Raw genomic sequence first — 12,347 nt, 5'->3', positions numbered from 1 at the left:
TCTTCGCCACCGCGGAAGTATCCACGGCCATCGTCGTTTCCGTCATCAGGTGCCGCTCCTTGATCAGGAGTTACACCGTTCTTCTTACAGACCCCGTTGTCGCGGAGGCAAACTTCGACACAGGCCTAGCCGAGGTTGATGCCGTTGACCATCATTGGATTCGTGGCCGTGGTGGAAGCCTGGTTTCTGGGCGGGCCGGCCGACGGCCGAGTGATGCTAGTCGAGCAAACGGCCGATGGAGATCTGCCCAAGTTGGTGAGGCTCTCCCAGGTCGGGCTGCATTTTGGTGCATCTGAGGCGGTGGCGCCACGGGTGGAGCACATTTACGTCTTGGGCGGCTCCGTCGATGACACCCAGGTCTACCAGTACGAAAGGACAGTTCATGGGTAGGCCAGTGGTCGTCAAGGACCTTGGCGAGGAGGAGCGAGTTTGTCTCGCCTGGCTGCGACGCTCGGCTCGCCGATCTCTATGTTCAGGACCGAGCACTGCTGAGGTACCGAGTCGGCGAGTGGAGCGTTACGTTCCGTCTCGGCCTGCATCTTGCTCGTCACGCCGTTGGGTGGGACGTGGACGCCGAGTACGACCGGCAGGGTACAGAAGGAGAGCGCAAGGCCCGCGATTCGGCCTTGACCATGCGACCTGACCTCATCATTCACCGACGCGGTCTACGCGGCTCACGGAACAATCTGCTCTTCTTGAAGGTCAAGCGCCTCTGGCGGTTGCCGGCGGGGAACGAAGAAGACGTGGACAAGGCACGCCGTGCTGTTCTGGCCCACCAGTACCAGGTGGGGGTCGCACTGGGCCTAGGAATGGCTCAGGCGCCCTTCTTGCCAAGCTGGACTGTGTTTGTTCGTTCACCATCGTCGAGGCCTGCCATCTGTCGAGAGATCGCAACCGGGGGACACCGGTTTTCGACAGGGGGGGAACTCGCTAGCCTCCACGTTGTGCCCCCTTCATCCTCGCGGACGGGCATGCCCGAAGCGCGCACCGACCTATGAGGCCCGACATTTCATCGAGCGGCTCGTTCACCCGAACGGAGGCGCCATGCGCAAGGTAGCCGGCGCACGGGCTGCGTCAGTCGGGTTGTCGTCGCGATACTTGCCGCATGGCAGCCCTTGAAGAGACGAATGTCCGGGTGCCCCCATGCGCTCTCGCGGCGTTGGCGATCATCGCGGCCCGGCGAAGGGTTTCGCGAGACGAAGCTGTCCGCCAAGTGCTCAATGAGTACGCCGAGGCGCAAGACGGCCTCGCGCCGGAGGACCGACTGACTCATATCTCCACAGTGCTGAGGTATCCGGCGAAGCCTCGCTGGTCGGGTGAACCAAGCACCAAGTGGCCGACGCCCCACGTGTTGCGGTTGCGCGTGGCGCCTGGGGTGATATCGCGAGCGCGTTCGGTAGCACTGAGGCTGCCAGGGCAGTCGATACGGGGGCACCGCGATTACCAAGCCCGGTCGCTGACCGATGCGGTGATAACTGCGATCGCGATGCAAGAGCCGTTCGCCGATGAGTTCCTGGAGGGCGTACTTCCCCTGTTACGGCACAACGCGGCGCTGGGACTATGGAAGTTGGCGGTGGCCACGACCAGTACAGCCCCGGAGAACGCCATCCATGACGCTGCCGAAGAGGCGCGGTCACACGTTGGTACGCCTGCCAAGCAGTTGGATCCCAGCGAGTCCGCGGCGCGGCACCGTTTGCTGCTTGTAGCCGAGGCCCTAGACGAGGAGGTGGCCTGGCATTCGTCGACCCGCTTTCAGGTCGCCACCAATATTGCTCGGGAGCTGCTGAGCGGGCCCGATGCCCGGGCGAACGAACAGAAGCTGTACGAGCAGCGGGCCGAGTGGAACGAGTTCCGCCTGGACCTGCGTGTTGGCGGTGTGGCTCGCGAACGGTACCTGCAGGGGATCAGCTCGTACGACTGGTCAGGGCGGGGCGGATCCGCCGTATGGCGCGCCGACCGCAGGGTCGAGTTGCAGGATTTTGAGGAGTGGCTGCTGAGCCCCACTGGGCCTCACCCCGCCGCGCGCCGTGTGCAGCCGCCCGGTTGGCTGGTCCGGGTTCCCTCCACCTGGCGCGCTGTCACATTGCCCGTGTCCAAAGGAATGACCGAGCCGTACACGACCTGGGTGGCCGCAGGAAAGTTGCTCGTCTTCCCGATCGGGCACAAGCAGGTGGTATGGCCACTGAAGCGCGGCACGGGTGCGTCCGGACCAGTACCCGTCCCCGGCATCGAGCCCCTCCTCGCCGCCGCCGGCGGACTGCGCCCTGACCAGGTCAGTGCCTTCATAGAAGCGGCGCTGGTGGACTGGAACGACGAAGGCAGTGACGAGTACAAGCATCTGGGATCTCCGTTCCGGCTACGCCTTCCTGCCAACGAGGCATTTGAACTCGGCTTGATTGACGCGGACGAACGGCGGGAGAGCATGGCTCGGGCCCGCGCGGCGACGCTGAACGAGATGGCCGAGATCATCAGCGGACTGCCGGAGGACCAACGGCAAAACCGCGAAGCGCTGAAGAAGGTGAAGGGCAACGCCCGCCAGTTCGGCCATCTGGCCAAGCAGCTCGGGATCGACTTCACGGTCACGCGGGCGACATGGTTGTGGCCGGGGCAGTCGGTGGCCGACGAGGTCGTCGCGGGCGCCCGCGCGGGGGTGGTGCAGTGGCTGGCAAGCGCGGCGCGCAAGGCTTGCGCCCGCGCACTGCAGCATTCGATGGAGCAGGCGTGGCACGCCTCCTTCGACCACCGCCCGGCCGATCACTGGGTCTCGGCTTCGAGCGCCCGTTGGGAGGCTTCAACCCCGGGTGTGACACCCACCAGTACAGACCGGGCTCCCTCTTCATTTGAAATGGAGGTCGAATCGGATCTGCCGTTCTGACTGCAGCAGGACGCGCCGGATGCCGGACACCCCCGGATAGTAGGAGAGCGAGCAGCATGACCAAGATCGATCATGAGGGCAGCCGAGGGCCAAGGCCGCGTGAGGAGCGCTGGAGCCGCGCATGGCGGATGATCCGTCCAGGAGTGAAGGTGATCTTCGCTGGGTTCGTCAGCTGGGCCTTCCGGCAGATACTGGGGTGACCCCTCCGCGGTGTCGAGCCCTCGGCGAGAGGGCTCGACACCGAACCACGTGAATCGTTGGCCCTTGGGCGGATCCGCCAGGCGCGACGAGGGCTGTTATGGAGGGTAGCGAGCCGGATAGACCAGGGCTACTGACCTCCGTGCGGGCATCGGCCAGGGTCCGCAACTGGTGGGCTTGTTTTGCCGGTCGGGCCGTGACGAGATGCACCAGACCCCACGCCATGTACCCGACGTCCTTCGATGGGTGGCCGCGTGCCGCGAAGTCGAAGTCGATGAACGCGACCGGCTGTCCGTCGCGGAGGACCGTGTTGTTCGGACCGGGGTCGTAGTGGCAGACCACCTCACCAGGGAGGATGGACGCCAACCTGCCCGCGCGAAGTGCGAGTCGGGGCCGTCGGAGCACCGAGCGGGCGCCAGCGGGGCAGGATTTAGAAGAGGGCCGGCTGAGGTGCTGTGGCGGTGGGCTGCTTTTCGGGGTTAAGGGGGAGAGCGGCTTCGGCGAGCAGTTCTCCGAGCGTGGGCGCGGTGGGCCACCGGCGGGTGACGAGCTCGGGTAGCAGTAGCGCCGTCGCGGTGGTGTCCCACAGCGCACGGTGTGGCTGCGAGTCGGGTGCGGCCGCGTTGACCCGGCCGGTGAGCCCCAGCTCGTGGACGAGCGCGGTCAGGGCGCGGGAGCGGCCGGTTGCGTGTGCCCTTGCGAGGCGCAGGGTGTCGATGAGGCCGGCCGGCCGGATTGCCGGGAACTGGCGGTGTAGGAGCCGCCAGTCGACGGTGATGTTGTGGCCGACAAGGTAGCGGGCGTTGATCCTGTCGGCGAGGTGCCGCTCGATGTCGGCGAGGGCGGGGGCGCGGCGCAGCGTGGCGTCGGTGAGCCCGGGTGAGAGCCACGGGCGGGCTCCGATGGGCCGGCCGGGGTTGATCAGGGTGGTGTAGCTGGTGGGCATGTCCGGCAGCCCGGCGACGAGCGGGACGAGCGCGATCTCGAGGATCGCTTCGTCGTCGCGGTCCTGGGCGCCGGTGCCTTCCAGGTCGATGACGACCAGGCTGGCGGTGGTCCAGGGGTCGCTCGGGCTGCCGCTCATGCCTTCTCCCCCGTGCTGGGTTAGTCGTCGTCTCCATACTTCACGGCTTCGACGAGTTCCGCCCGTACCGCGGCGAACCTTTCCATCTGGCGCGGATCGACCTCGTGGCCGAGGAGCTGACGGCCGTGCGCGCCGGGGTAGTGCGGCTGGTTCGCTTCCCAGATCTGGTGGCGCAGGTGGTGTTGAACGGCGTACCTCTTCTGCTCGCCGAGGCCGTGGGTCCACACGTGGCCGGGCTCGACCAGGACAGGGCTGTCGTACCCGAGCATGTCGAGTACGTCCTTGACCTCCCGCTCTGTGGGGTCGCGGTAGTCGTCGATGCAGAGCTGCTTCTGGGTGGCGGGGCAGATGTTGCATAGCTCGTTGACGCCCCAGTGGCCGTTGTAGTCAGCCACGCCGTGGGCGTAGGAGACGCCGCAGCTGGTCTTGCGGAACAGCGGCGTCTTGATCCCGGACGCCTTCCACGCGCCGACGATCAGCTCGTCGATCTCGCGCGGGAGGGTCTTGCGGCGGGCGTAGTCGTCGCCGTACGGCACGTCTACGCCGAGCTGGCGCAGGTAGGCGGCGTTCTCCGGCTTGTGGTAGTAGCCGGTGAACACGGCAGCGTCGACGTCGCCGGCGACCTCCAGGACGTGGTCGATGGTTTCGGGGGCGGTGTTCCAGCCGGGGACGATGGGCCGCCAGTACAGCACCACGCCGGTCCGCTTCTTGTGGGCAACCGCGGTGTAGATCGAGTTGATCGTGATGGCGCTCTTCGTGATCGGCTCGACCCGGTCGTCCTGGATGCCGGAGTAGGTGAAGAGCAGGGTCACCTTCAGGTGGCGCAGCGACTCCAGGTTCTCCATGTCGTGGCCGGTGACTTTGAACCTGGTGATGATGAGGACCTGGTTGGTGTACCCGCGCTCGTCGAGGGCGCGTAGGACCTGGAACAGGTGAGGTTTCACTCCGGGCAGGAACGGGTCGGTGGCCTTGTTGAACAGCTGGATCGGGGTGACGTGCGGCCGGAAGGCCTCGTGCGCGATCAGCAGCTCGATGGCCTCCTGCGTGGGCACCAGCAGCGTCGGGGTCTTGTCGTCGAAGTTGCCCCAGAAGTGGCGGACGCAGTACCCGCAGTCGAGCGGACAGCCGACGATGTGGTTGAGCGACAGCCCGGACTTGCGGTAGCCGACGATCAGCTGCATGTAGGGGTCGAGGCGGGCCTGCTCGGCGGCCGGCATGAGGTTCAGCTGGCGGGGGCCAGAGCTGATCTGGACGGGAACCTGAGTCATCGGGCGCCTCCTCGGGCGGCGGGTGGGCGCAGCAGGTGCGTGCGCTGGGGTCCGTACCAGATGCCGAAGTCCCGTTCGACCACGCCGCTGTGGTCGGAGGTGTGGATGAGGTTGTCGACCAAGCGGCCCTCGGCCACCGCCTTGTCGAGGCTGTCTTTGGCGTAGCGGCCCCGGACGGTGGTGCTGGGGGCGCTGGCCGGGTCGGTCACGCCGACGACGGCGCGTACCCGCTCGGCGGCGTTCTCGCCGTAGCCGAGGGCGACGACGACCCGGTTGCCGATGAAGATGCGCCGCAGCTCTGCGGGCACGTCGCGGCCGAGCTGCTCGGACAGGGGCAGCATGTCGGCGTAGTGGGCGAACACCTGGTCTTCGGTGGGAATCACCGTGTGGGAGTCGACGATGGTCACGAGGCCTCGCATCCACTGCAGGACCTCGCTGACCAGGCCGCGGCGGACGCAGTCCGGCTTGAGCAGGATGACGGTCCAGCGGGACCAGTCGACGGCGGCGGTGTCGTCGTTCATGCCCGGCTCCCGGGGAAGGCGGGCACCCGCTCGGGCCACCGGTTGGCCACCAGCCACCAGTGCCCTGGATGCAGCTCGGCGAGGATGTCGCGGCGGACGGGCTTGCCGGGGTTGTGCACGATCTGCCGGTAGCACTCGAACAGCGCCAGCACCCGCCGCCAGTATGGGTCGACGCGCACGGTGGTCAGCCGGCCGGGGGTGAGATGGTCGCGGTCGTCGCGCAGCACCTGCTCCCATGCGGCGACCTCGCGGATGGCCTCCCAGCTCGTGGCGGGCATCTGGTCGACCGGGAAGCGGCAGTTCGGCAGCGGTCCGGTCGCCTCGGCCAGCATGGCGTCGACCTTGTCCACGTCCAGCTTGTTGATGTGCATCGAGCCGACGTGGTGGGCGTACGTGCCGACGCCGACGCCGAGGCGGCGGGCGGTGAACTCCTGGATGAAGGTGAACGCGAACGTGTCGCCCAGCAGGCCGATGACGGCGTCGTTGCCGCGCATGTAGGCCGACATGTGCAGCTGTCCGGTGCGCAGGAGGAATTGCAGGCCGAGGGTGCAGGCCACGTCCGGGTTCGCGGGGTCGACCAGTTCGTCGGGGCGCATGATCACCATGGCGGCGCGCTTGGTGTCCGGGTCGTCGCCGAGCAGCCGCTCCACCCGCTGGAACTGGCTGTACGCGTCGGGCTGGCCGGGCCGGAACAGGCGGGGCCCGTAGGCGGTGCCGGTGAGCCGGGCGCCGTCGGCGGACAGATTCCGCAGCTGCGGCGCGTAGTAGGCGATCATGTCGACGTCGTCGCGGCCGGTCAGGTACCACAGGGCCTCGGCGTGGTTGAACACGACGTTGGCCTTGCGGGCGGCGAGGTAGACGATCCGGTCGACGGGGTCGGTGATGGTGAAGCTGGTGTTGATGATCTCCAGGGCGTCCTTGCCTCGCCCGCAGGTGTCGAAACGGTGCCTGGTGGCGATCTCCCGCAGCACGGCGAGGTACGCCGGCTGGAAGCTGCCGAACTCGGGTCCGAAGACCATGGGCGTCTCCCTCACTCGGGGGTGGACATTAGGTCGGTCATGAGCTGCTGGAAGACGGCTGCCTGGCGGGACAGCCGCATCTGGTCGAGGTAGCCCAGGCACTGGTAGATCAGCCCGGCGTGGGTGGTGGTTCCGGCGATGCGCTGGAGGTACTCGACCTTCTCGACGACGTCTTTGCCGTCGACGACGATGAGCTCGTCGGGGACGAAGCGGTGCCCGTCGACCACGTCGGCGGGCATGAGCGGCACGCAGCCGGCGAGGACCGCCTCGAATAGCCGCTGGGTGATGTGGCCGACGGCGGCGTACCGGTCGGGCAGCAGCATCACGGTGGCCAGGGCGCCGCGGTGAATCCGGTCGACCTCGGTGAACGCGCACCGGCCGGTGAAGTTGACGTGCGGCCACGCCTGGGTGCGAGTCCATTTCCCCGCGACGCGGTGGCCGACGTGCGCGGCCGGGCCGGCGAAGTACCGATCGAAGTGCTCGTCGCGGTCGTACTGGTTCCCGACGTACACCAGCGACGTGGGCCGGTGAAGCTGCGCCAGCTCGTAGGCGTCGGCCGCCTCGAGCCGGGAGTCAGGCACCGGGCAGAGAATGGTGGTCGCGCCCGACGTGGGGCGGGTGGCGAACTCGCACACCCGCACGTTGCGCAGCGCGCGCAGCACATCGTCGGCGGGCAGCCGTCGATCGACGTCCCAGATGATGGTGGGTACGCCGGCGAGGGTGTAGTGCTCGATCAGCTCGGTTTGTCGGTGCAGGTCGCAGTGGTGACCGGGGCTGCCGCAGGCTGTGGTGTTGCGGCCGGGCAGCGGCCACCGCCACTCGAACATCACGACGTCGAGGTCGGGAAGGCCGCTGTTGAAGTTGTACGCGTCGCGCAGGTCGACACCGGCCTCGTCGAGGTCCCGGTTGGCCTGAAGCAGCGTCACGAGGTGACCGGCGGTCTCCAGCGCGTCTATCAAGGGTGCCCGGTACGAGCGCGAGCCGTCGGGAGTGTCAACGACGCCGGGGCCGAGGAACCCCCAGCAGCTGTAGCCGATCTCCAGTCGCCTCACCGAGGGTCTCCCGTCAGGATGGGCGCCGGCGGCCGGGATCGCCGTCGCAGCACGTCTCGGGCGATGCGCTGTGGGAGGCAGTTGGCCACGCCGCAGCGTGGGCACTGACCGCGGGCGTTCGGCCAGTGATAGGTGGCCACGATGCGAGCCAGCAGGATCACCCGCGCGGTCGCCTGCGGCAGTGACAGGCCGACGACCGTCATGACGCCGGCTGTCGGGCGGCGGCGTCTGCGACGACCTGGGCCAGGTAGCTCTCGGCCCATTCGTTCTCCTCGCAGATCCCGGGTGAGGTGCAGGAGACGCACACCCTGGCGTGCGGGCGGCCATCAGGCGTCCGGTGCAGGAGGGCGACCGAGTTGGCCGTGGCCGTGGCCGCGTCGGCGGCGGTGATGACGTGGACGAGGATGCCGCTCATCGGGGCCGCCCCGGCACCCGGTAGAGGGTGCGCTGCCCAAGGGTCATCAGCGGCCCGACCCTCGGGTAGAAGTGGGTCGGCTTCACCAATGGCCCCACCTGCTTCGGCAAGAGCCCTGAGGCAGGCTCAGGGAGACGGGATCGCTCGGCCATCGCGCTGCGGGAGATATACACCGTCATGCCGGCACCTCCATCAGAGACGGTGAGCGGCGGGCTCGCCGGGGAAGGGCGAGCCCACCGCCGCACCACAGCGGCCGGGAGTAGACGGCCAATCACCCACCCACGCAGCCCTCCTGGCGGTATGCAGGCGGGGCATCATTCGCACGCGTAAGGGAGCGGGCTGGGACGGCACCGGGCGAAGCGCCAAGGCCAGCTCTTGACTCCCGGCGCTTCCGTTATTCATCCCGATCTCCCTGGCGTGAGGCTGCGATTGCGCGCCGGCCGCGTACTCGCCGAGAGTGGCGCACCAGCCCAGTCAGGTTCGCTCGGTGAGCGCAGCATTGGGGATGTCCTCGCGGTGCACTCACGGTGCACCTGCCAGCACGCCAAGTGCCGATACGATCGTCCGGACGACTGTCCGCATCGAGAGGACGTGCGATGGCCGCGGTGACGACCTGGACCGGCCGGGAGGCAAACGCGCTGCGTCAGGCGTTGCGGATGAGCGTTACCGGCTTCGCCGAGCACCTGGGCGCGGCACGGCGAACGGTGGCCAAGTGGAGCAGCCAAGGCAACAAGGTCCATCTGAGGGCCGACATGCAGGCCGCTCTCGACACGGTCCTGGCGCGGGCCACCTCGGACGTCCGCGAGCGCTTCGAAGCACTGGTGAGGGAAGGTACCAGTGGTGCACTTGCGGGTCCTGCGACGCTGCCCGTCAGGGACACGCAGACCCATACTGGCGAAGGCGGCATTCACGACTTCGACTCGGATGGCGACGTGCGGCGCAGAGATCTCCTGACCGGCATGACGATCAGCGGCATCACCCTGCCGAACGTCGCGGCTCTGCTCGACGCACTGGTCGCACCACAACCTTGCAACCCCGAGCCAATTGCCTTACCGATCCGGCAACTCGCTCGGGAGGTAGCCGCCGCGAAAACCCAGTATCAGGCGTGCCGTTACGAGCAGGTTCTCGCCAGGCTTGCGGCCCTGCTACCCGCCTTGGAACCCACTCGTGCGGAGGCCGAGGGTGAGCAGCGGACGCAGGTCGACGCCCTGGCCAGCGACCTCTACCACGTCGTCGGCAGCGTGCTGCTCAAGGTCGGCGACAAAGGCATGGCCTTGGTCGCCGCCGAACGCAGCGCCCGTGCCGCTGAGAGCAGTCAGGACCCGGTGGCGATGGCTGCAAGTGCCCGGATCATGACCCACGCCCTCATGAGCATCGGCCACGGTACCCAGGGGCGACAGCTTGCCGAAGACGGGGCCGAGCACCTCCGACGCGGCAGCGGACTCGCGTCGACCGACGCGGTCGCCGTGTACGGCGCACTGCTGCTTCGCGGTGCTATCGCCGCCGCCCGCGACGACAACAGAGACAACGCGCAGGCCATGCTCGATGAGGCTTCCCATGCCGCCGATCGACTCGGCTACGACGGCAACGACCGGTGGACGGGCTTCGGTGCCACCAACGTCCTGCTGCACCGCGTCAACATCGCGCTGGCCCTGGGCGACGCCGGCACCGCCATCACCCTCGCCCGCCAGGTGCAGCTGGACAAGATCGACCTCGCTGAACGCAGAGCCTCCCTGTTCGTCGACGTGGCCCGCGCCTACACGCAATGGGGACGCTACGAGCACGGCCTGAACGCGCTACGCAACGCGTACGAGGTGGCACCAGAGGAGATCCGGTGGCGACCAGCGGTGCAGCGCATCGCCAGCGACCTGGCAGTCCTCACCCGGGGGCGCGTTCGCAGTGCTGCCCTCGACTTCGCCCAGCACGCCGGGATCCGCGTATGACCAGCGGACATCTGCAAATCGTCGTCTGCGCTGCGGGCCCCGCCGCAGACGTGACACAACTGGTCACCACCGCGGCGCGCCAGTCGTGGACAACGGCGGTCACCGCCACCCCCAGCGCCCTCGACTTCGTCGACGCCGAAACGATAGAACGGCTGACCGGGCACCCGGTCCGGTCCACCCACCGGTCCTCCCCCGGCACCAGCCGATCTCTCCTCGCCGCGGACGCGCTCATCATCGCCCCCGCCACCTACAACTCCGTCAACAAGATCGCCCTTGGCATCGCTGACAACTATGCGATGACCGCAGTCGCCGAGCTAATCGGCCGGCGGGTGCCCACCGTGGTCGTCCCGTTCGTCAACGCCGCCCTGGCCACCCGCACACCCTTCCAACGTGCCGTGGCGAACCTTCGCGATGAGCACGTCCGGATTCTTCTCGGGGCCGACGACGGATGGGAGCCACACCCACCCGGCAGCGGCGACAGTCGCCAGAATGCCTTCCCCTGGACGATGGCTTTCGAAGCGGCGACCGGGTTGGCCGGCGAGAGATCGAGCAGGACTGAGACCCCGCGTTGCTGACTGCGCTCGCGTAGGTCAAGGGTCTTCGCTTGGCTTGATGCGAAGGGCAGGCTTGCGTTTAGCGTTCTCGCTCATCCCCGCAAGAATTCCCTTACGCTCGCGCACCCACGATAGCTGTCCGCCGACTGGGTGTCATCCCTAATCGCCTTATCGAGCCTTCCAGGCTTCGTAGTCAAAGAAATCCCCTGTCTGGTCGTCACCCTCGCCTCGTTCCTCGTCAAGGTCGAGCACTATCACGCAGGAGGCGGCGGGACTCAAGAAGGAAATCTCTTGTATCGAGTCCTGAGCGGTACCTCGACGAACGGCATTAGCGTACGCCGGGAGTTGCTCGGCGCGGCGTTGGCGCCGATCGTCGGTCTGTCTCGAGCCAGGAAGGCGAGGTCGCACACCGGCATCTGCGGGCAATTCGCCGACGAGCGAATCGAGGTTTGCCTGTACCCAATCAAGCCACTCCGGTGTACCCGTAGCCACTTTGGGCTCCGCTGCGTCCGTGCGTACACGTCTCCCCAAGCAGGAGCGCCCGAAAAGGTATGACCACGGCAACGCCCACGAGAGGTGCGCTGTTACCATGCGACGATTGGAGCCGTGTAGGTCATGTACCGCCTTCACGGCGAACGACGATGCAACCGCGCAACCGTAGTGGACGGGGTGAGCGTGCCAGCACTTCCCCGGTTCGGCGTTGCCCGAACATGCTCGCCACTTGGCGGGAGCCGCCCAGCCACTGTCGTGTCCGAAGTATTTCCGCTTCCAGCCATTATAGAACACATGGAGCGGATACTCTCCCGTCATCACGTTGCAGGAATTGATGAGCGTGTCATACTGGTAATCGTCGTCACCGTTACCGGCGTGATCTAACTCCGGATAGGTGCGCCTATAGGCTCGCTTGGCTTGGACGCGCAAGCAGAGCCATCCTTGCGCCATAGAACCGATCCACCACTCCCAGTCCGCACCCGTCTCCTTTTCTCGATTCTGGCTGAAGCGATGCACGTTCAGGCCTGGATGTTTTTGGGCGAGCGTCCAGAGATTGTGGTCGGTCAACGAGTTTTCCCCGAAGGTCAGGCCTTGCGCGTCGCCAGTCTCGATCTTGCGCCACGTCTCAACGGCGAGGTCGTTCATGTCACGGCGCAGCGCGCCCACACTTAACACCACACGTACATCGTGTCAGGGGGAGCCGACGGAGGACAATGGCCTTCGAGGACGGCATCTGCAGGGCAGAACCGAGTCTGCCTGCAATCGAGTCCCGCCTCGTTGAGCGGTTCTCTCAACCCTCATCCGCCAGTCGGAGTCTGGATCCCTTCTCCTGGGGTCTGTAAGAAGAACGGTGTAACTCCTGATCAAGGAGCGGCACCTGATGACGGAAACGACGATGGCCGTGGATACTTCCGCGGTGGCGAAGA

The 12,347-nt window shown here is 67.0% G+C and carries 12 protein-coding genes; 4 read left to right on the top strand and 8 right to left on the bottom strand.

Annotated features, from left to right (window positions below; genetic code table 11):
- Nucleotides 1–162: 162 nt before the first annotated feature.
- Both ABZV78_RS29625 and ABZV78_RS29620 read left to right on the top strand, forming a co-directional pair.
- Nucleotides 163–390, top strand: coding sequence for a hypothetical protein (locus ABZV78_RS29625; RefSeq protein ID WP_355643862.1), 228 nt, complete (start codon nt 163–165; stop codon nt 388–390).
- A 715-nt stretch (nt 391–1,105) separates the two neighbouring features.
- Complete coding sequence (locus ABZV78_RS29620) at nt 1,106–2,875, top strand: hypothetical protein (protein WP_355643860.1); 1,770 nt, start codon at nt 1,106–1,108, stop codon at nt 2,873–2,875.
- A 168-nt stretch (nt 2,876–3,043) separates the two neighbouring features.
- Here ABZV78_RS29620 and ABZV78_RS29615 read toward each other — a convergent pair whose 3' ends face one another.
- From ABZV78_RS29615 to ABZV78_RS29585, 7 genes are all read right to left on the bottom strand, one after another.
- A complete protein-coding gene (locus ABZV78_RS29615; RefSeq protein ID WP_355643859.1) occupies nt 3,044–3,478 on the bottom strand; it encodes a phosphotransferase in 435 nt (144 codons plus the stop codon).
- Nucleotides 3,479–3,503: 25 nt separating this feature from the next.
- A complete protein-coding gene (locus ABZV78_RS29610; RefSeq protein ID WP_355643857.1) occupies nt 3,504–4,157 on the bottom strand; it encodes a 3'-5' exonuclease in 654 nt (217 codons plus the stop codon).
- Between the two features lie 20 nt (nt 4,158–4,177).
- Nucleotides 4,178–5,425: a hypothetical protein gene (locus tag ABZV78_RS29605; RefSeq protein WP_355643855.1), complete on the bottom strand. Its 1,248-nt coding sequence runs from the start codon at nt 5,423–5,425 to the stop codon at nt 4,178–4,180.
- The gene (locus tag ABZV78_RS29600; protein ID WP_355643853.1) at nt 5,422–5,946 is read right to left on the bottom strand and encodes a nucleoside-diphosphate kinase; all 525 of its coding nucleotides are present in this window, start codon (nt 5,944–5,946) and stop codon (nt 5,422–5,424) included. The genes ABZV78_RS29605 and ABZV78_RS29600 overlap by 4 nt, the downstream gene beginning before the upstream one ends.
- On the bottom strand, nt 5,943–6,965 hold the full coding sequence (locus ABZV78_RS29595; protein WP_355643851.1) for a thymidylate synthase: 1,023 nt from the start codon (nt 6,963–6,965) through the stop codon (nt 5,943–5,945). Before ABZV78_RS29595 ends, ABZV78_RS29600 begins: the two co-directional genes overlap by 4 nt.
- A gap of 11 nt (nt 6,966–6,976) precedes the next feature.
- Nucleotides 6,977–8,008 (bottom strand): hypothetical protein, encoded by a 1,032-nt coding sequence (locus ABZV78_RS29590; protein ID WP_355643864.1) that lies wholly within the window; start codon nt 8,006–8,008, stop codon nt 6,977–6,979.
- Between the two features lie 208 nt (nt 8,009–8,216).
- The gene (locus tag ABZV78_RS29585) at nt 8,217–8,432 is read right to left on the bottom strand and encodes a hypothetical protein (RefSeq protein WP_355643849.1); all 216 of its coding nucleotides are present in this window, start codon (nt 8,430–8,432) and stop codon (nt 8,217–8,219) included.
- Nucleotides 8,433–9,028: 596 nt separating this feature from the next.
- Between ABZV78_RS29585 and ABZV78_RS29580 the strand changes: the two genes are divergently transcribed.
- Together ABZV78_RS29580 and ABZV78_RS29575 are read left to right on the top strand one after the other, a co-directional pair.
- A complete protein-coding gene (locus ABZV78_RS29580) occupies nt 9,029–10,375 on the top strand; it encodes a hypothetical protein (RefSeq protein WP_355643847.1) in 1,347 nt (448 codons plus the stop codon).
- The gene (locus tag ABZV78_RS29575; RefSeq protein WP_355643845.1) at nt 10,372–10,950 is read left to right on the top strand and encodes a flavoprotein; all 579 of its coding nucleotides are present in this window, start codon (nt 10,372–10,374) and stop codon (nt 10,948–10,950) included. The genes ABZV78_RS29580 and ABZV78_RS29575 overlap by 4 nt, the downstream gene beginning before the upstream one ends.
- A gap of 147 nt (nt 10,951–11,097) precedes the next feature.
- On the opposite strand, the gene ABZV78_RS29570 is transcribed toward ABZV78_RS29575, so the two are convergent.
- The gene (locus ABZV78_RS29570; RefSeq protein WP_355643843.1) at nt 11,098–12,087 is read right to left on the bottom strand and encodes a DUF6615 family protein; all 990 of its coding nucleotides are present in this window, start codon (nt 12,085–12,087) and stop codon (nt 11,098–11,100) included.
- Nucleotides 12,088–12,347 lie beyond the last annotated feature (260 nt).

The organism is Micromonospora sp. NPDC004540 (assembly GCF_040610095.1).
GTDB lineage: Bacteria > Actinomycetota > Actinomycetes > Mycobacteriales > Micromonosporaceae > Micromonospora.
Note: the sequence above shows the minus strand (reverse complement) of the source record. Positions and strands in the feature narration are given on the sequence as shown.